Annotated in this window: 18 protein-coding genes and 1 tRNA gene; 8 read left to right on the top strand and 11 right to left on the bottom strand. The window is 27.6% G+C overall.

Annotated features, from left to right (window positions below; translation table 11 throughout):
• Positions 1-32: 32 nt before the first annotated feature.
• The gene (locus Q0K19_RS06440) at positions 33-257 is read right to left on the bottom strand and encodes a flagellar FlbD family protein (RefSeq protein WP_297246470.1); all 225 of its coding nucleotides are present in this window, start codon (positions 255-257) and stop codon (positions 33-35) included.
• A 52-nt stretch (positions 258-309) separates the two neighbouring features.
• Positions 310-1,635, bottom strand: a complete 1,326-nt coding sequence (flgE, locus tag Q0K19_RS06435) for a flagellar hook protein FlgE (RefSeq protein ID WP_014486918.1) — start codon at positions 1,633-1,635, stop codon at positions 310-312.
• 250 nt (positions 1,636-1,885) lie between these two features.
• Here flgE and Q0K19_RS06430 point away from each other — a divergent pair, with 250 nt between their 5' ends.
• Entirely contained in the window at positions 1,886-3,361 is a 1,476-nt protein-coding gene (locus Q0K19_RS06430) for a tetratricopeptide repeat protein (protein WP_297246468.1), read from the top strand.
• A gap of 457 nt (positions 3,362-3,818) precedes the next feature.
• Here the strand turns inward: Q0K19_RS06430 and pncB are convergent, their stop codons facing one another.
• The 5 genes from pncB to Q0K19_RS06405 all read right to left on the bottom strand — a co-directional run bounded on the left by pncB (position 3,819) and on the right by Q0K19_RS06405 (position 7,957).
• The gene (pncB, locus tag Q0K19_RS06425; protein ID WP_297246466.1) at positions 3,819-5,018 is read right to left on the bottom strand and encodes a nicotinate phosphoribosyltransferase; all 1,200 of its coding nucleotides are present in this window, start codon (positions 5,016-5,018) and stop codon (positions 3,819-3,821) included.
• Positions 5,019-5,027: 9 nt separating this feature from the next.
• Entirely contained in the window at positions 5,028-5,258 is a 231-nt protein-coding gene (locus Q0K19_RS06420) for an AtpZ/AtpI family protein (RefSeq protein WP_014486915.1), read from the bottom strand.
• Positions 5,255-6,151, bottom strand: a complete 897-nt coding sequence (locus tag Q0K19_RS06415) for a M23 family metallopeptidase (RefSeq protein ID WP_297246463.1) — start codon at positions 6,149-6,151, stop codon at positions 5,255-5,257. Before Q0K19_RS06415 ends, Q0K19_RS06420 begins: the two co-directional genes overlap by 4 nt.
• A 77-nt stretch (positions 6,152-6,228) precedes the next feature.
• On the bottom strand, positions 6,229-7,173 hold the full coding sequence (locus tag Q0K19_RS06410) for an N-acetylmuramoyl-L-alanine amidase (protein WP_297246461.1): 945 nt from the start codon (positions 7,171-7,173) through the stop codon (positions 6,229-6,231).
• A 94-nt stretch (positions 7,174-7,267) separates the two neighbouring features.
• The gene (locus Q0K19_RS06405) at positions 7,268-7,957 is read right to left on the bottom strand and encodes an ankyrin repeat domain-containing protein (RefSeq protein ID WP_297246459.1); all 690 of its coding nucleotides are present in this window, start codon (positions 7,955-7,957) and stop codon (positions 7,268-7,270) included.
• Positions 7,958-8,130: 173 nt separating this feature from the next.
• Here Q0K19_RS06405 and Q0K19_RS06400 point away from each other — a divergent pair, with 173 nt between their 5' ends.
• Positions 8,131-9,735 (top strand): peptide ABC transporter substrate-binding protein, encoded by a 1,605-nt coding sequence (locus tag Q0K19_RS06400; protein WP_297246457.1) that lies wholly within the window; start codon positions 8,131-8,133, stop codon positions 9,733-9,735.
• 144 nt (positions 9,736-9,879) lie between these two features.
• On the opposite strand, the gene tlyC is transcribed toward Q0K19_RS06400, so the two are convergent.
• Genes tlyC through Q0K19_RS06380 form a run of 4 tightly spaced genes read right to left on the bottom strand, consistent with a single transcriptional unit; the run spans position 9,880 to position 14,307 of the window.
• Positions 9,880-10,686: a hemolysin C gene (gene tlyC, locus Q0K19_RS06395; protein ID WP_297246455.1), complete on the bottom strand. Its 807-nt coding sequence runs from the start codon at positions 10,684-10,686 to the stop codon at positions 9,880-9,882.
• A 19-nt stretch (positions 10,687-10,705) separates the two neighbouring features.
• Entirely contained in the window at positions 10,706-11,131 is a 426-nt protein-coding gene (ybeY, locus tag Q0K19_RS06390; protein WP_297246452.1) for an rRNA maturation RNase YbeY, read from the bottom strand.
• A gap of 5 nt (positions 11,132-11,136) precedes the next feature.
• Complete coding sequence (locus Q0K19_RS06385; protein WP_297246450.1) at positions 11,137-13,617, bottom strand: HDIG domain-containing metalloprotein; 2,481 nt, start codon at positions 13,615-13,617, stop codon at positions 11,137-11,139.
• Positions 13,618-13,650: 33 nt separating this feature from the next.
• Positions 13,651-14,307, bottom strand: coding sequence for a PhoH family protein (locus Q0K19_RS06380; protein ID WP_297246448.1), 657 nt, complete (start codon positions 14,305-14,307; stop codon positions 13,651-13,653).
• Between the two features lie 82 nt (positions 14,308-14,389).
• On the opposite strand from Q0K19_RS06380, the gene Q0K19_RS06375 reads away from it, so the two are divergent.
• From Q0K19_RS06375 to Q0K19_RS06350, 6 genes are all read left to right on the top strand, one after another.
• The gene (locus tag Q0K19_RS06375) at positions 14,390-14,656 is read left to right on the top strand and encodes a hypothetical protein (RefSeq protein WP_297246446.1); all 267 of its coding nucleotides are present in this window, start codon (positions 14,390-14,392) and stop codon (positions 14,654-14,656) included.
• A 408-nt stretch (positions 14,657-15,064) separates the two neighbouring features.
• Positions 15,065-16,276, top strand: a complete 1,212-nt coding sequence (coaBC, locus tag Q0K19_RS06370; protein WP_297246444.1) for a bifunctional phosphopantothenoylcysteine decarboxylase/phosphopantothenate--cysteine ligase CoaBC — start codon at positions 15,065-15,067, stop codon at positions 16,274-16,276.
• Positions 16,276-16,983, top strand: coding sequence for an ABC transporter ATP-binding protein (locus Q0K19_RS06365; protein ID WP_297246442.1), 708 nt, complete (start codon positions 16,276-16,278; stop codon positions 16,981-16,983). Before coaBC ends, Q0K19_RS06365 begins: the two co-directional genes overlap by 1 nt.
• A 7-nt stretch (positions 16,984-16,990) precedes the next feature.
• A complete protein-coding gene (locus tag Q0K19_RS06360) occupies positions 16,991-19,312 on the top strand; it encodes an FtsX-like permease family protein (protein ID WP_297246440.1) in 2,322 nt (773 codons plus the stop codon).
• A gap of 87 nt (positions 19,313-19,399) precedes the next feature.
• Positions 19,400-19,472: transfer RNA gene (locus tag Q0K19_RS06355), tRNA-Thr, on the top strand.
• Between the two features lie 114 nt (positions 19,473-19,586).
• Positions 19,587-20,621, top strand: a complete 1,035-nt coding sequence (locus tag Q0K19_RS06350) for an N-acetylneuraminate synthase family protein (protein WP_297246438.1) — start codon at positions 19,587-19,589, stop codon at positions 20,619-20,621.
• Positions 20,622-20,873: the final 252 nt, after the last annotated feature.

Genomic DNA, 20,873 nt, shown 5'->3' with positions numbered 1-20,873 from the left:
ACCTCTAACTAAAATTTATTTTTTATTTATTTTCATTCTTCATTACCATAGAACGATGGCTTTTTTACACTTTTTTCATCAACTATTCTAGTTCTGTAGTCTATTATTCTATTTAGCACCGTTTCAAAACTATCTTTAGTTACTACCTTCCTTCCAGATAACATTGTTATTACCAAATCAGGAGTCTCCTCCATGAATTCTATTTGATGAGGATTAACATATAATATACTTCCATCAAATCTTGTTATATGTATCATTATCAGAAACTCCTAACTCTATTATACTATAAAATTATAAAAAGTCTATTTATTATCTCTTAAGAGCTATAACTTCCTGAAGCATTTGGTCTGCTGTAGTTATAGTTCTAGCATTAGATTGGAATCCTCTTTGAGTTACTATCATATCTGTAAACTGCTCACTCAAATCAACGTTAGACATCTCTAAAGTTCCTGCTTTAATAGAACCTCTGCCCTCTGCTGAAGCAACACCTATATTGGCAGCTCCTGAGTTATTGCTTTGTACAAATAAAGTATCTCCTGCTTTCTCTAAACCGCCTGCATTATTAAATTTAGCTAAAGCAACCTGACCCAAAGTTTTTCTGTTTCCATTAGTGAATACACCAGTAATCTGACCGCTGTCATCAAAGCTGAAACCTTCTAGCATACCCATAGTATAACCATCTTGTTCTATAGCTTTAGTTGTTGATGGTGATTCAAATTGTGTAATACCATTAAATAAACCAACTTCACCTAAAGTAAGGTTAATAGTTTGATTTACTTCACCTTCTGTTCCTTGATAAGTGAAAGATACATTAGGCATTAATACGCCCTCTGTTTGTGTGTTAGTTCCATCACTTACTGAAATCAAAGAACCGGCATCATTAAATACTAATTGGAAAGTATTGTTTCCGCCGCCTTCTACTGGATCGCCTGCTGATACACTTACACTTCCTTCAGTAGCATCTGGTATATCTATTACCATATCCCATCTGTTAACATCTGTTCTAGTGAAAGTTGCTCTTAATTGACGAGGGATTCCTGTAGAATCGTATATAGTTAAATCTGATTGATGTGTTTCTCCGCTCTTTTGTAAGTTACAGAAATATTTTGTATTAGCTGTAGCTCTTGCTGGATCTTTTGAACCTACTGGTATAATTATATCTTCTACACCAGCAGCAGTATTTAAATCCATTTCACCAGTTTCTGGATTAAGTACAGCATTCCAACCTTGTACTTTATAACCATTAGAAGGATTTACTAAATATCCGTCTTTATCTAAAGAAAAAGCACCATTTCTTGTATAATAAGAATTATTGCCTCTTTTTTCAATAAAGAAACCTTCTCCCTGAATAGCTAAATCAGTGTTTACACCTGTAACTTGTAAAGCACCTTGAGTATGTATAGTGTCTATAGTTGCAACCATCATACCTAAGCCTACCTGCTGAGGATTGATACCGCCTCTATCCTCTTGCGGCTTAGCTGCTCCGCTTAAAGATTGGCTTATCATATCCTTGAAAGTAACTCTTCCTCTTTTAAATCCGTAAGTATTAACGTTAGCTATGTTATTTCCAACCACATCCATTCGAGTTTGATGATTTTGCAAACCAGACACGCCGGCAAATAATGAACGCATCATAAGGCGTATTCCTCCAAAAATTTTAATATTTCTTATAAATATTTTCGGTATAATTAAAATTTGTTTAATACTTTTTTATCTATTATCGCTATATACTCATTATTTACATATTTATAATTGAAATAAACATAAAAATATGTTAGAATTACTTTACAAGTGATTATATATATTTTCTTAATTGATGTTAAAATATGTAATCGTCTCTATTAATAGTGTTATATAAATTATCAATTTATAATAGGGGGTTATGATGGAACATTATACTTTAGAAAAAATTGAAGAAATACTCAATGATAATGAGTTCTATAGTGATGATTCCGAAAGTGATGAAAAAGAATTCATATACAATAAAGAATATTCCAATATTATAAATGTATTACAAGAATATTTAAAAAACGATGATAAAAATATAAAAAAATTATTCCTCTTGGCAAAAGCGTACTATCTAAATTTTGATTCAAAAAGCAGCATAGAAATATTAAAAAAAATAATAGAATTAGACCCAAAAAATGACAGAGCTTTATATTGGATTGCATGCGTATATTATTCTTCTAATGTTATTAATGATGCTTTAAAAAATATAAAAAATGCAATAGAGATAAATAATAAAGATTCAGAATATTGGTATTTGATTGGAGAGATATACAATAATATAGGAAATTATACTGATGCATCTATCGCATATAAAAAAGCTTATGAAATAAATTATACAGAAGAAGTTAATAATAATAAACAATATTATGCTTTTACTTTAGGAAAAGAATATTTAAAAGCTGAAAATTTTGATGAGGCTGTAAAATATCTTAAAAAATCTTTAGATAATTTTCAAAATGACAATGACAATGAAATTATGCATTATTTGGCATTATCTTATGATAAAAATAAACAATATAATGAGGCTATAGATACATATCAAAAACTCTTAAAAATAGATTATCATAGTGAATTAGAGGACTTCTCTTCTTCAGCAATAGATTCTCTTGCAAAAATATACATAAAAATTGGAAAGAATGAAGAAGCCATCAATATATATAAAAAATACATAGAAATTAATCCTTCTTTATGGAGCATAATAACAAAATTTTATGATAAAGATGCCGGCATAGAACAGTATAAAGAAATAATAAATGCATATAATGATGTAATGAAAGAAAATCCTACAAATAATCAGTATTATTATTATTTATCTGAATTATATAAAGATATTAAAGAGTATAGTAAAGCAATAGAACTATACAACACTGCTATAGAAATTAACCCTAATGATTATAATTATTATATTTCAATGGCTGCATTATATGAAGACATTAAAGAATATAATAAAGCTGTAGATATATTAAAAAAAGTTATAGAAAAAGATTCTAATAATATTGAAGCGTATATTGAATTAGGAGATTTATACGAGAAATTAAATAAAATAGATGATAGAAATGAAATATATAAAAAAGCCATAGAAATATATAAAAATGATAATGATGCTTACAGTTTTGAAAATATCGGAAACCTATACGAAAAACTAGGAAACATAGAAGAAAGGAATGCAGCGTACAAAAAGGCTATAGAAATATACAATGAAACATTAGATATATATCATTTGGAAAAACAAGCTGATTTATATATAAAACTTAATGATAAAAATAATGCTATTAATTCTTATAAAAAGCTATTAGAAATAGACCCTTATAATAATAAGGCTTTAGAAAAAATAGACGAATTAAAACAATAATTATTTATTATCACTAATAAAAATTATTAATCAACTCTATCGCACGCAGAGCAAATTCTTTAGTATATACTTAATCCAAAATTATAATTTAAACAATATATTAAACGTGCGTTAAATAAAATGTTACCCTAATAAAAACTAGGGCGGGTATGCTTTGACAATTTAGCTTTAAATATAAAAAAATTAAAATTAATAAATTGATTTAAAAAATATAAAGGGCGGGGTATGTAATAAAGTTTTAAAACCTATTTTCATTCCCCACCCTTTAGGCTTTTTAATTTATTTTGAATTTTGATTTTTATTTCTTTATTGCTTAATTAGAATTGATAACACCCACCCAAGTTTTTTTTAAATTTATTACGATCACAACGCACGCAGAATAATTCTATAATATATTGTTTAGTAAAAAATTTTAATTTAAATAATATATAATGATTCGCTTACCGTGCGTTAATAATTATTCTTTTGCAACAATTTTTAAATAACTTAAAAACGCCTCATCTTCACATATAGTTTTACCTTCATCATCAGATAATTTAGCTACAGGCTTACCATTAACACTCTGAAGTTTCATAACTATATTTAAAGGCTTTGCTACAGGCTCAAAATCATTAGTAATATAAGTACCTATACCAAATGCCACATTAGTTTCATCTTTGAATTCTTTGTATATATTATATGCCTTGTCAAAATTAAGACTATCACTAAAAAGCAATGTCTTAGTTTTAGGATTAACTCTGAGATTCTTATAATGATTTATAACTTTATGCCCCCAAACAAAAGGATCTCCTGAATCATGCCTTATTCCGTCATAAAGTTTTGCAAAATATAAATCGAAATCTTTTAAAAATTTATCGGTTCCTAATGTATCGGATAAAGCTATTCCTAGATCGCCTCTATATTCATTAACCCAAGACTGAAGCATAAACTTCTGACTCTCTGCAAGCCTAACCTTATCCAATGCCTGCCCTACTTGATAATATTCATGAGCATTAGTACCAACAGCAAGCAAATCGTAAGTCTTAGCAAAATATACATTGCTCGTTCCTACTAAACATACTGGAGGAAGTTTTTCTTTTAATATAGAAACAACTCTTCTCTGCCAATCAAAAGAAAACCTTCTTCTAGTTCCAAATTCTGAAAATCTAAATCCATTATCCGAATTATGTATAGGAAGTAATTTTTCATCTATTTTTTTTATTAAATTAATTTCAGCCTGTTCATAAGCCTTTTTACCATTATCATCTTTACAAATAGTATAAGCATAATAAATCTCGCTAATCATAGCAAGAATAGGTATCTCCCAAAGAATAGTTTGATACCAAGGGCCTTCTATTTCTACTGTTAATTTATTATCATCAAATAATGCCCTTATATGTTCTCCTAAAGGTCTGTACAATTTTAGGAACTCTATATAATCTTTTTTGATAAATCTTAAAGAAGCTAAATATTCCAATTCATCTTTTCTGAAAGTTAAATCGCAAAAATATTTTATCTGTTTTAAAAGCTCCCTATGCATATCTTCAGTCCATTCCAAAATATTTCTGCTTCTAAAAACATAACGAACCCAAACATCAGAAAACTGCCTTAAAGCACATTGCTGCATAGTAAATTTATATAAATCAGTATCTAATAAACTATTTATAATAGGTTTCATTTTATATCCTTACTGTTTTTTATTAATTTTGTCAAAAGTCTTAGATATTTTATAAAGCCTGTAAATTCCCGAGACAAAACCTACAAATATGCCTATTATTGTAAATAAAGGCTTACTATTAAAATGTTTATCAGCATAATGTCCTACGAAAGTCAAACCTAATACCATACTCCCAAACTCAACACCAAGTGCTGCATATTTTATTCCATTTTGTAATTTTTTATTTTCAGTTATATTCATTTATATTCCACTGTTGTAAATATTAATGGATTAACATATTCAGTAGCTATTCTCAATTCATAGTCAAAAACACCAGTTTTAGCATTGCCCAATATCTCGCCCTTCTTTACATCCATTTTTTCAGATACCAAAGAAGTAGCAAGTCCGCTGTATCTAGTAATAATACCAAATCTATGATAAATAGTAATTGTAAATCCTGTATCCTTATCATAAGATACATCATTAACAGTACCCGATGCTGTAGACCTAATCAAAGTTCCTGCAATAGTTTCAAAACCTATTCCTTTTGATATAATAGAGCCTTCCTGATATGGTCTGGATACAACCGCATATCTTGAATCTATAGGAAGTATTGAAGGTATAGGTTCTAAAGCATTATTTTTTGAAGTTATATTAGCTTTTAATTCATCTAAATACATCTTCAATTTTTCTAATTCTTCTGCTCTCAAATTCATAACCAAAATATTATCCGCATAATTTGTGGATAGATTCATATTGTTTGACTCAACTTTCATAAGAGAAGCAATATTCGACATATCATTTCTGTAATAATCATTAGTAACCACAGAACTAAATATATTTTCAAGAGAATTTATTTCTGATAATTTATCCTTATAACTTCCGCTTAATACTTCAGTTTTACTTGCCAAAACAGTATTCTTTGTAAGGAAAGAAAAAGTTGTAAGAAGTGATAATGAAATTATTAATACTATTATTATGATAGAATATACTGGAAGCGATAATGTTTTAGTTTTCTTTTTAGAATGCGGTATAAACATAAAGTAAATTCTATGGGTGAGAAATTTACCTATTTTACCAAAAAATAAATGCAAAAAATTTTCTTTTTTATTTAAATATTTATTATTTTTCTTTTTTTTAGGTTTTATATACATAATTCTACTACTGCCTATTTTAGAGTTATTTTAACAAAATATTGATTTTTAATCAATAATAATAACAGTTAAATAGTTTATTTTGTAGTATATACATCAACTAAAGCCAAATACATTTGATTAGCCAATTCTTTTACAGCCCTATTACTTTCAAACTTCCATTCATGTATAAAACCAGATTCTATAAGTACAGAAGGAACATCTTTTTTTATTTCTTCTTTATTATAAGCATTTTCAAAAGCATCGCCTATAACTATTAATCCTCTTAATGATATAGCATTATTGATAAGCTCTTCTTTATCATAGAATTTCCAAACAGTATTAGGAAGAACTCTATCATGTCCTATAATAGGAGAAATCTTATATTTTTCCTGCATTCTTTCTGATAATTTATAAGCAACCTGCATAGAAGCTGGAAATTCTTTATTGTATGGACTAACTATAACATGAAAACCTGAAGTTTTATTTCTTCTGCTTATATAAGGCATATAATCAAAATGTATGCTTAAAAGTAAATCAAAATTATTATCTATAGCATAGTGTCTAATAGCGTATAATTCTAAGGTCTGATATCTAGTTAAATTTCCAGTTCTCTCCTCGCCTTTTACTTTAGTATTATATATACCCAAAAGCTCCTCATAATTATTAGTCATATATTCTTTTATAGGTCTGCTGTAGTATGCACCTTCTCTGCTTAAAAAATACTCAAATCTATCATCCTCTGAAAGTATCTTTGCTAATTCTCTTGCCACTCTCAAATTCATATAATATTCATAACCCAAATAACCTAAAGCACCTTTAGTAGCTGCATTATGTCCTGGGTCTATAAGTATTCTTACCTTTCTATTTTCTATTATATCGTTAAATTTCTTGCTAGGATTTTCAGCATTGTTTGATTCACTCTCTCTTACTATAGTTTCAGAAACTTTTGTATTTGCTGTAACTATAAGAGATGAAAAAGAGACTATTATCAAAACGATAATAACTGTAGAAAATATAATAAAACGGTTTTTGTTATTCATAATAGTATTATCGTAAATAATTTTATTAAATTAATAATGGTATAAATAAAAATAGGGCTTTTATTAAGCCCCATTTTTTTGTATTTAAGTATTATTATTGACAAGAAGCCTTTCCAGTACGTACATTAATTCCGCCGGCATCTGATATCATCTTAATAATATTTTGATTTCTTGATTCGCATGCATAAGTATAAGCAGACTTGTTTAATTGTTTGCTTACTATATTTACATCAACTTTTTTATCTAATAAGAATTTTACAGCCTCTTCTCTGCCGTTTCCAGCAGCAACCATAAGCATTGTTTCTCCGTCCCTTTTATCCTGTTCATTAAGGTCTAATTTTCCATTATATAAAGGGTATAAATATTCTATAACATCTATATTGCCGCCAAGTATGGCAGATTTAAAAGCACTTGTAACATCAGCAGTATCACCTGCATAAAGATTAGCACCTTTAGATACTAAATACTGAACAACATCTAAATATCCTATAAAAGCAGCCCAGCCTAAAGCAGTTTGTTTTAAACTGTATGTATCCTGAACTTCTATATCCTGTCCTGCTTCTACCATTTTCTTTATTTCATCAAGATTTCCTTCTTTAACAGCATCAAACCATTTAGCATTAGGTCCTTGAGAAGCTCTAGTATAGAATATTCTGTGAGAAAGTCTTCTAGGATTTGCAAGATTTGTTAATTGCTCTGGAGTAAGTCTTTTAAATCTTGAAGTTTGAGAATAAAGAGAAATAGATAAAATTAAAATAAATAAAATACTAATTAACTTTTTCATATAATCTCTCTGATCTAATTTTTTGATTTAAAAAACAAAAAATTACTATATTTAGTAAAACAATTTTTACTACTTTTTCATAAAAATAAATTACTGTTATTAGTAAAAAATAATTGCATTATATAAATTATTATAGTATTATGATAACTAATAATATATTTAAGGAAAATGCTATGTTTAGAAAAATACTACTTCTCTCAATAACCTTTATTATGATATTTGCCATATCATGCTCATCATCTAAAAACAGAAACCCTAAAGAATTATTCATTAATGCAGGCGAAGAACCAAAAACAATAGACCCTACTCTATCCGGAAATGACTTCGTATATCCTAGACATGTATTTGAAACTTTAATAACAAAGGATAAAGAAGGTAATTTACAGGCTGGAGCTTGTGAAAGCTGGAATATATCTGATGACGGACTTGTATATACTTTTAATTTAAGAACAAATGCCAAATGGTCTGATGGTAAAGATGTAGTCGCTGATGATTTTGTATATGCTTTACAAAGAGCTGTAAATCCTTTAAGCGGTGCTGAATATACTTCTTTTATAGAATATATTAAAAATGCAGTTAAAATACTATCAAGCGAACTTCCTGCTGAACAGCTTGGAGTAAAAGCCATAGATAATTATACTTTAGAAATAACTTTAGAAGCTCCTACAGGTTATTTTTTAGATATATTAACTTATCCTATATTTGCTCCTGTGAGAAAAGATATAATAGAACAGTACGGCGATCAATGGTCATTAAGCCCTGAAAGCTATATAGGTAATGGGGCATTTGTCATGACTGAAAGAAACCCTGATGAAAAAATAGTAGTTGTAAAAAATACTAACTATTGGAATAAAGATAATATAGTACCTGAAAAAATTACTTTCGTTATGATGAAAGATGCTACTTTGGCATTAGCTGGAATTAAAGACGGTTCATTAGACTTTTCAGTTTATATTATAGAACAGGATTTAGAAAAATTAAAATCTGAAGGTATAGTTAATATTGCTCCGTATTTTTCTACTGTAGCATTCGGTATCAATGCCACTAATGAAATATTAAAAGATACAAGAATAAGAAAAGCTTTATCTTTAGCTATAGATAGAAATTATATAGTAGAAAATGTTGTTCCTACAGCTAAATCTCCTACAAGTGCTTGGGTGCCGGTAGGTGCTTATGATGTAAAAGGAGATTTCAGAGAAAATGGCGGAGAATATATAGACTTATCAAAAGAGGCTTACTCTAATAATGTGGAAATGGCCAAACAATTAATGGCTGAGGCAGGATACACTAATGGAGAAGGATTTCCTGTACTTGAGTATAAAACTACTGCAGATTTAGTATATATACAAGTGGCAGAGGCAATTCAGCAAATGTGGAAAGAGAACTTAGGAGTTGATTTACAGATATCTTCTATGGAATGGGCAGCTTATCAGCAAATGAGAAGCGAAAAAAATTATCAGCTTATAAGAACTTTATGGATTGGTGATTACAGCGATCCTATGACTTTCTTAGAAAATTATTTAAGCTACAGAAGCCAAAATACTGCAGGATACAGCAATAAACAATTTGATAATTATATAGAAGCTGCAAGAAATTCTGCTAATCAGGAAATAAGAATGAAAGCTATGCATGAAGCTGAAAAGATATTAATAGCAGAAGATAATTTGTTAATACCTATATACAACCCTTCAAATCCTACTTTAGTAAGTAAAAGATTGAAAGATTATGTATTAACACCATTGCAAGAATACCAGTTCCATTATGCTTATTTAGAGTAATATATATAAAAATTATAAGTACCTGTCATTTATGATAATGGCAGGTATTTTTTATGAGCAATTTTTATTAGCAATAATAAAAAATAAAGCCTCGCCTAAAATAGACGGGGCTTTTTATATACAACTATTATTAAAAAAATAAAATTACTTTTCATTCTTTTCTGTATCTTCTTTTTTCAATTTTTCTATTCTTATTTTAGTAACAATATTTCCGCTCTTACCAACAACAGTAAATGAATACCCATTATATTCTATATCCTCATTTCTTTTAGGAAGTCTGCCCAAATACGAAAATAAAAATCCTCCAACAGTATCTGCCTCATCATCTGGTATAGGAGGAAGTATATCATATTTATTAAAATCATCTATTCTAGTTCTTGCATCAACCAAATATGTTCCGTCATCATTGCTCTTTACTTCTTCATCTTCTTCATCGTATTCATCTCTTATGTCCCCTATAATCTGTTCAAGTACATCTTCCATAGAAACAATACCAGAAAATCCGCCGTACTCATCAACAACCATTGCTATATGAATTTGCTTCTCTCTGAAATTTTTTAATAATTCCATTAATGAAATTGATATTGGAACAAATAAAGGTTTATGAAGAATCTTTTTAAGAGAGAAATTCTTTTCTTCAGCATCAATCAAATCTTTAACATACAAAACACCAACTATATCATCTATGCCGTCTTTATATACCGGAATCCTTGAGTTTCTATCCTTATTAAAAGCCTTTATAACTTTATCATAAGAAGAGTCTATAGGTATCATAACAACATCAACTCTAGGCACCATTATTTCTCTTACACTTTTTGATTTCAATTCTATAGTATTTGTTATAATTTCTCTTTCAGCTTCTGTTAATGTGGATAAATTTACATAATTATTTTTTTCCGTATCACTATCTTTTTTTTTCACTATTTTAGATATTAATTTATTTATTGGCATTTTTATATATGTCCTTAAATTATGATTTATTTTCTTTTATTGTTTTTATTACTTTCTTATATAATTCTCTCATTTTATTATGATTTTCCATTAATGATTTTCTAGTATAATTATGATGTATTCCTTTCAAATGAAGTATTGAATGAATAATCAATTTTAATATAGTCTTTTTTATCTTTTCTTCACTATATCTAGTTACTACCCATTCATAAGAAATAACTATATCTCCGCCTTCATTAATATCTCCCATAGGAAATGTAAGCACATCGGTAGCTTTATCTTTGTTTCTAAACTCTTTATTAAGATTTTTTATATATTCATCATCGCAAAAAAGTAAATTAACCTCACCGTCAATATCAGCAGTTTTGGCAGAGTAATATAAAAAATATTTATAATACTTTATATTTATATCATAATCAGTTTCATTAAAAACATTTACTTTCATAATTGTTATTTTTTTACAGATTCTTTAGTATCTTTAGTTTCTTTTATTTCTTTAACTTCTTTACTTTCTTTAGTGTCTTTGCTGTATTTTAATTCTTTTGCATCCTTTTCGCCTTTATGCTTCAAAGGTATTTTCTTAGCTATTTTTTCTTTTATATTTTCTTTAATCTTTTCTACTTTCTTAGATTTCTTTTCCTCTTTAGCATCTTTAGCTATTTGTTTTTTAGAATCTTTTTCTTCTTTTTTATCATCTTTCTTTTCTTCTTTCTTATCTGATTCAGAATTATTATTCAACTCAGGATATTTAATTCTCTCATGCAATGATGCTATTATTTGCTGGAATGATATCTTTTTAATTATTTCTATATCTTTCAAAGTAAGACCGCTGTCGTTTAACTCACCATGAGCCATTTTATCATTTACAATATGTTCTATGAGCATTTCTAAATCTTCTCTTCTAGGCGAATCTAAAGACCTGCTTGCTGCCTCTATAGAATCTAATATCATTAATATCGCAGTAATTTTTGACTGAGGTCTAGGACCTGGATATGTAAATAAATTAACATCAACATCAGGATTTTCTTTCATAGCTTCCACATAGAAATATTTTATTAAGCTAGTTCCATGATGTTCTTTAATTGCCGCAATAACCTCTTTCGGAAGTCTGTATTTTTTAGCTATTTCAACACCTAAACGAACATGGGCTTTTACTATCGAAGCAGAAAGAGTAGGCTTTAATTTATTATGTCTGTTTTCTGTTTTATTCGTATTTTCTATATAATAGAGAGGATTCTCCATTTTACCTATATCATGATAATATGCAGATACACAGGCAAGTCTTGCATCTTCTCCTATTTCTTCAGCTATAGTTTCAACTAAATTAGCCATACTTATAGAATGGTGATAAGTACCAGGAGCGTTCATCTGAAGTTTTCTAAGAAGAGGATTGTTCAAATCTGATAATTCCTGAAGTCTGAATATAGTTGCTGTTTCAAGTACATATTCAATAATAGGTAAAAATATCATAACAAGTATAGACTGAGTAAATCCGCTTACAAATGCAAATATAAAAGTTATATAATTTATCTTTAGACTATCATCTAATAATATACTTACCAAACACATCAAACTTAAATATGCCCCTATAAACAAACCAATTAACATAATAGAATATCTATTATGTATTCTTTTTGACAATATAGATGCAATAACAGATATAACAAACAATGAAGATATTTCAAATATTCCAGCCTGTGCTACATTTGCCGCAAGTAAAGTTATACATAATGTTATCATAGAAGATATTCCTCTTTTAGCTCCAAGCAAAGAGTTTATTATACTGAACATAGGAATGAATGTATATACATAAAAAGGAATATAAACATTTGATAAACTATAAGAAACATGATTATAAAAAATATAAGTGATTCCAATTATTACAGCGTACTCTATAGCAAACAATAAGAAATTTTTGAAAGTTATGTAAAAAGGTATCTTATATCTTAATATAATAAATCCAATAAATGAAAAAAGAAGCAGAATAAATAAAGCCTGACCTATGAATATAGATACATTATATCCTCCAAAATTATTTCCGAATAAATTTCTAATTAATTCAGCTTTTTCCTCAGTTACTCTTTCCCCTACACTTAAAATAGGAAAACCTTTTTTTATTACATTATAAATAGGATCTACATTATGTCTTAGATTATTTATTTTTTCTTTAGTTCTTGAAGAATTATATATTAAATTATCTCTTAAAAATGCATTAACAATAGATGATATAGAATTTATATGATTTATATTGAGATTTCTATATTTAGTACCTATCATTGAAGGAAGTTCAACTCTTAAATCTTCCAAAAAGAAAACTCTGTTTTTAGGAAGTAATTTTTCTTCAACTATATAGTTATCATAGCTATATACGAATATACCATTATCCAATATTAAACTTAAAGTATCAGCACTTAAATTTCCTCTGGATATGATGCCTACGCCTAGTAATTCTTTAACTGTTTCTATTACTTTAGCTTCATAACCTATATTAAGATCATTAACTACAGCATTTGAAAATACAGATTTATTTATAGGCTCATCATACATAAGTAAAAATTGATTATACATATCATCAATAGAAATATTATTATCATGAGATATTCTCATAAAAGAAAACATATTGCTTATTTTAGATAAAGCTTCATATTCTATATTTTTAGGCATATCAAATGTAGGGGATGCAGCTGCTTCTGTATAATATACAACTTTTTGAGTTTCTTCTTTATTTTCATATTTTACATTCTGCTTTACTATGAAAGGCTCTGTAACTATATCACCTATATTAGGGATATTAACTTTCTGCATATAAGTTGGAAAAACCAAAAATAGAGTAAACAAGTATAATAATATAGCTATACTTAATTGGAAAAATCTTTCTATATTTGGAGTTTTATTCAAAACAGATTTTACTATTTTTTTATTTGTATTCATAAATTAGTACCTTTTTTAATATATTTATATAAATTAATCAGCATTATCATAAGCCTCTAATATTTTAGAAACTAAATGATGCCTTATAACATCTTTCTTTTCAAAATGATGAAAACTAATACCGTTTATATTGCTTAATATTTTCAAAGCATGTTCTAGTCCTGACTGAGCATTTTTAGGCAAATCGCTTTGAGAAATATCGCCTGTAACAACAACTTTAGACTTCTCTCCTATTCTGCTTAAAAACATTTTCATCTGAGATATAGTAGTATTTTGTGCCTCATCAAGTATTATAAAAGATCGGCTTAAAGTTCTTCCTCTCATATATGCAAGAGGAGCTACTTCTATTTTACCTTCTTCTGTAAATCTTGATATCATATCAGCAGATATAATGCTGTATAGAGCATCGTAAACAGGACGCATATAAGGAGATATTTTCTCTTTAAAATCCCCAGGCAAATATCCTAAACTCTCACCCGCCTCTACAACTGGTCTTGTTATAATGATACGTTCTATTTTTCCTTCAGAAAGTAAATTGATAGCATAAGCCACGGAAAGAAAAGTCTTACCTGTACCTGCAGCACCTGTAGAAAATATTATATCGCTTTTTTGCATCTTATATAAATATTCTCCCTGAGATACAGTTTTCATTTCTATATTTCTGCCCAAATAAGGCAATTTTATTTTCATGGATATAAATTTATTTTCTTTATCATTATAGATGTTGTCGGCTATATTGATTACTTTTTGTTCGGTTATTTCAGCAGATGAATTGTATAAATCTTTTAAAGTATATAAAACTTTTATGGTGTCTTCTATTTTTACTAAATCACCTTTTATAGTTAATTCATTTCCTTTTGGATATATGGAAACATTAAATTTATTTTCTAATATTTCAAGATGTTTATCTTCTACTCCGCATACAGATATAAAAGAAGCATTATCTTTGAATTTTACTTTATTATCTAAAAGTTTGTTGTTAATTATATTAAGTCCCTTTTTAAAAAATTTAATATCTTTTACTTTAATAATATACTAAAATCATATCTATTGTCAATATCAACTAAAAAAAATATGACATTTTTTACAATATTTATTTATAGTATATTAAAATATCGATAAAACAATAAATTCTATTTATATGGTTTTAGAATTTATTAAAAAAATCATTTTTTATATGTTAGTAGTTTACGCATTATTTTTTAACTATTATTTCACATATATAAAATTCATATATCATATTATATATATAAAAATATTATTTTATTCATATTATCTTACTTATAACTACTAAAAAATAAAATAATTTTCAATATGAAGTATATTATTATTGTAAAGAAAAATAAAAAAAATTATAAAAATATATAGACTATTTTTTTTATTTATAGTAGTATATAATAGTTTAAGAGTATAGTTTAATAAAGGGTATAAAGTTATATTTTAAATTATGAGAATTTTACTTGCAATAACAAGCTCAATATCTGCATACAAAACACCATTCCTTGTTAGTCATTTAAAAAAACAAGGACATAATGTTATTTGTGCAGTTACAAAAAATGCACAAAACATGGTCGGCGTTAAAGCATTAGAAACTATGAGCGGAAATAAAGTGATAACAGATTTATGGCAGGAAGACGATGTACTTAGACATATTCATATTAATGAAGAAACAGATATATTATTAATTGCCCCTGCCGATGTTAATATTATAGGAAAAATAGCAAATGGTATATGCGATGATGCAATAAGTACAATAGCATGTGCATATACAAAAAAGAAATATTTTGCTCCTGCTATGAATCCTCATATGTGGACTAATAAAGCAAATCAAAAAAATGTTAAATATCTAATAGAAGAATTAAATTATGAGTTAATACCGCCAGAAAGCGGAAATATGGCATGCAATGATGAAGGTGTTGGAAGGCTTGCCGATCTTGATACTATAATAAAAATAGTAACTTCAAATAATGAATCATTGAAATACAATAATATAAGATTCACTATTACATCAGGGGCTACAATAGAATGGATAGACCCTATAAGATATATCACTAATAATTCAAGCGGAAAAATGGGAGCTTCTATATATGAAGAAATATCTTCAAATGGTGGAATATCTACATATATAGAGGGCAAAGTTAATGATTCTTTAGCTGTAAAAAATAATGATAAAAAAATCAAAATAAATACTACTAAAGAATTGCAGGATAATGTATTGAATGAACTTGATAATACAGATATACTTCTTATGGCTGCTGCTCCTTTAGATTTCAGACCTGCACAAGTTTTTGATAAAAAGGTAAAAAAACATAATATAAATACTATAGAATTAATTGAAAATGATGATATACTTGCATCTTCAAAAAATAAAAAGAAAAATGGAACATTAATAGTATCTTTTGCTGCGGAAACTGCTGAAAATGATGAGGAACTAAAAAATTATGCTGTAGATAAGATGAAAAGAAAAGATGCTGATATGATAGTTGCTAACAAAATACAGGATGCTATAGGAAAAGATACTAATAAAATTACAATATTTTTTAAAGACGGAAGATTTAAATCTTTTCCTCTTTTAAGTAAAAAAGAATGTGCTAAAGAAATAGTTTCTGAAGCTGTTTCAGAATGGAAGAAAAAAATAATATTACGGGATTTTAAATAATGAGCTACCTTTATGAAATAAAAGAAATTAGTAAGATATATGGACATGGCGGAGGTGCTACACAGGCATTAAAATCTGTTAACCTTACAATAGAAGAAGGAAAACTTACTGCTATATTAGGACCTAGCGGTTCAGGAAAAAGTACTTTACTTAATATATTAGGTGCTTTAGATAAACCTACAAGCGGACAGGTATTATTTTTGGGTGAGGATATTTCTCATTATAGTGATAAAAGATTAGCTAAATTTAGAAGAGAAAATATAGGATTCGTATTTCAAAGCTATAACTTACTTCCTAACTTAACAGCTATAGAGAATGTTGAATTTTCTACTGAAATTACAGGACTTTCAAGAAGTAATGCAGAAGAGGCTTTAAAATTATTAGGTCTTGAAAACAGAGTAAAACATTATCCTACAGAATTATCCGGAGGAGAACAGCAAAGAGTAAGTATAGCACGTGCCATAGCTAAAAAGCCTAAAGTGGTATTATGCGATGAGCCTACTGGAGCATTAGATAATAAAACAGGTGTTATGGCTCTAAAAATACTTAGAGACCTAAACAGAAATTTAGGAACAAGCATCATACTTATTACACATAGTAAAGAAATAGCTAAAATGGCTGATACTGTTGTAAAAATTTTAAGCGGTGAAGTATTAGATAAATATGATGTGGCAAATCCTTTGAATCCTGAAGATATAGAGTGGTAAAATAATAATGATAAATATAAAAACTAAACTATTATTTAGAAAAATAAATAAGCAGCTTGCTATATTTATGTCTGCTGTATTCATAGTAACATTGGCTGTGCTTTTCTTCGTTGCTGTAAAAACAGTATATAGAGATTTTAAACTATCAGCTGAAAATTATTTTGAAGAAAATACATTGGATGATTTAGTATTATTCGGTATGTTTGATACTAATGATATAGAAACTCTTGAAGAAATGAAAGGCGTTGATAAAGTTGTTGCTAAGCATAGATTTCAAGGTAAAATAGACAATATTGATGCTATAATTTACGGTACTGATAATGCTGAAGATAGGATAAATAAGCCTTATGTATATGAAGGAAAATCTGAATTAAAGACTAATGAAATAGCAATTAATAAAAACTTTGCAGAAGCTAATTCTTTAAAATTAGGCGATACTGTAGAATTAGTATTTAATGATAAAACTAATTCATTTGTTATAGCCGCTTTAGTATCTTATCCTAATTATGTATTTTTATTTAAAGACGGAGCAAGCACTGCTTCAGAAGCTAAAGATTTTGCAGTTATAGAAGTTCATGAGGATCATTTTAATTATATACCTTACAATTCAATATATATAAAATACACAGAAGATGCTAATAAAGAAAATGTTGAAAATCTAATAAGAATAAAATTAAAACAAAAAATATTCTTATTCACAGATAGAAAACAATCTGTTAACTATGTAAACTATGAACAAACATTACTCCAAATAGACTCTTTTTCATATATATGTCCTTCTATACTTCTTCTTATGGCAATACTTTTACTTTATATTATACAAAGAAGAAATGTTGCTGTAGAAAGAAAACAAATAGGTATAATGAAAGCTATCGGACTTACAGATTTTTCTATAATGTTTATGTATATAAAATATTCATTCTTAGTATCATTTTTCGGTATACTTTTAGCTTTTATTGCAAGCAATTTCCTTTTGCCTCCTATATTCAATGCATTAGGAAATATATTTGATATGCCTAATTTTAATCATAACACCTATATAGATTTATGGATAATATCAGCGGTAATAATATTATTTGTATGCATATTCTCTAACCTTTTGGCTGCTGTATCAATATTGAAATTAAATCCTGCTCAGTCTATGAGAGGAGAGCCGCCTAAAGGATCAGGTAAAAGCTTTGTAGAGAAATTACCGATTTGGAATAAATTTTCTTTCAATACAAGATATGCTATAAAAAATGCCTCAAGAAGCAAAACAAGATATTTAGCTTCTCTTTGGGGAATGTTCGCTGCTATAAGTATGACTATATTTGCTCAAGGGTTTAATAATTCCTTTGATTATTTCTTATACAACTTATATGAAAAATTTGCTTTATATGATGTTGTTGCAAATATAAATCCTACAAAATGGGAAGATAATTCTGATATATTTACTAATGAAGGCATTAAATATTATGATAAGGCAGCTATTTATCAGGCAAGATTATATCCTGCATTTGAGGATAGTGCTGAAAGTTTGTATATACCTGCTTTAATATATAAAGACAGTTTTTCTTCTATGGATATACCTAATAATAATGACAAAGAAGATTCTGTTATGATTCCTAAATATTTAGCTGAAAAATTAAATATTAAAGAAAATGATTATATTGGAATAGAATTATATACTTTAGGAAACAGTATTTCAAGAAGAGTTAAAGTGAGTAAATTCGTTGATCAGCAAGGTATGTTCTATGTTTATATAGATAAAAAATTTGCTGAAGAAACATTCGATATACAAGATGTTTATAACAGCATATTTATATCAACTAAAGATGATTTCACTAAGGAAGATATGAAAGATATATTGGATAAAAGTAAAGAGGTTTCATATTACAGCTTCAGAAATGATGAGTATGAGGCTTATAAAAATCAGATAGCTACTATATATCTTTTGGTGCAGATACTTATATTCATAGCCTTCTTACTGGGTGCTACTTCTCTTTATGGTGTAGGTGTTATAACGCTTGCAACTAGAAGATATGAATTCACTCTTCTAAAAGTTATGGGATATACTACAAAGGAAATTATGATAGCCTCATTAAAAGAAACTATTACACAAATAATAGTTGCCATACCATTAGGAATAGCTGCAGGATACGGAATATTATATTTGGTAAAAAAACCTTTCTCAAGCAAATTATTTTCATTTGTTCCGCATGTATATCAGTCAAGCTATATACTTGCTATAGCATTGCTTATAACTGTAATATTCCTTGTATCTGTAATGAGTGCTTATTATATAAATAGATTGGATATGGTTGAAGGATTAAAAGACAGAGAAGAATAATTAAGTTAATGATAATAAAAAAATATGCAATTTTTTTATTCAATCGCTTGACTTTTTTTTCAGTTATTGTATAATAATAATCACTTTGCTGGTGTAGCTCAATTGGTAGAGCAGCTGATTTGTAATCAGCCGGTTGCGGGTTCGAGTCCCATCACCAGCTCATTTTTTTTTTAACGCATTTGTTTTTTCAATATTCCCAATACTAAAAAGTTTTAATAATTAAACAATTCTATTTCGATAATATATTGCAAACTAATAGTTAGGATATGATTGTATGTTAAAATTAAAAGATCTTATAAATAAAAAAGGATATTTCATAATAGCTGAAGCAGGATGTAATCATGAAGGCGATTTAAATACTGCAATAAAACTTATTCAAGAAGCAGCTAAATCCGGTGCTGATGCTGTAAAATTTCAAAGCTTCACACAAAAAACTTTATTCGCTGCAAAAGAATATACTAAAATTTTGAAATTAAAAGATGATGCTTTAGACGGTGTTGACAATATCATATTAAAAAAAGAATGGTATGAACCTCTAATAAAAGAAGCTAAAAAAAATAAAATCATATTTATAACAACTCCTTTTTCTGTAGATTCTGTAAATGATATTGTAAGCTACGATATACCTATAATAAAAATAGCTTCATGCGATATAGATAATATACCTTTGCTTGAAACTGTTGCTAAGACTCAAAAGCCTGTCATACTTTCAACAGGGCTAGCTTTAAATAAAGATATTAAAGAAGCCTTAAAAATATTGAAAAAAAATGAAGTAGCATTATTACATTGTTCTGTAGAATACCCTACTCCTTTACAAAATGCTAGACTCAACAGAATATCTGTTATGAAAAATCTATTTAAAAATAATATAATAGGATATTCAGATCATACTATAGGTATTGAAGCTCCTATAATTGCTGTTTCTTTAGGTGCTAAAATAATAGAAAAACACTTTACTGTTACACCTGAAAAAGAAACAGGAGATCATATTATTAGCTTAGAAACAAATGGCATGTTGGAGATGATAAAGTCTATTGATAAAACATTAACTATGCTTGGAGGAGATGCTGCAAGCAAGAAAGAGCATGTATTAAGCAAGCAGGAAAAAAAGGAACTTGTATATGCAAAAAGAGGTATTTATTTAAGTCATGCAATGCTTAGAGGTGAAATAATTACAGAAAAAGATTTAATAGCTTTAAGACCTTGCGTTGGAATACCTGCTAAATATTATAATAAAGTTTTAGGTATGAAATTAAAAGTTGATAAAAAATCAAATACAGCTTTAAGTTTTAGAGATTTAAAAAAATAACTTGAAATAAAAAATATTTTATGATAAAGTATACAGCAAATAAGGAATGAGGTCTCCTTAGATTATTTAATCAATTTATATTTAAATAATTAAACCGCTTTATTTATTTTTTTATATATAAAAGCTGATGACTTCTGCAAATTTGATGATTTTTTATGATTATTAAAGAACAAATAAAATCTTTAATAATTTATATATGGATTTGCAGATTCAGTTTTTATATTTTTTTCAACTAAAATCCAATAATTCATA

The sequence above is a fragment of the uncultured Brachyspira sp. genome (assembly GCF_944393015.1).
Taxonomy (GTDB): Bacteria; Spirochaetota; Brachyspiria; order Brachyspirales; family Brachyspiraceae; genus Brachyspira.
This window is presented reverse-complemented; position numbering and strand designations above follow the sequence as displayed.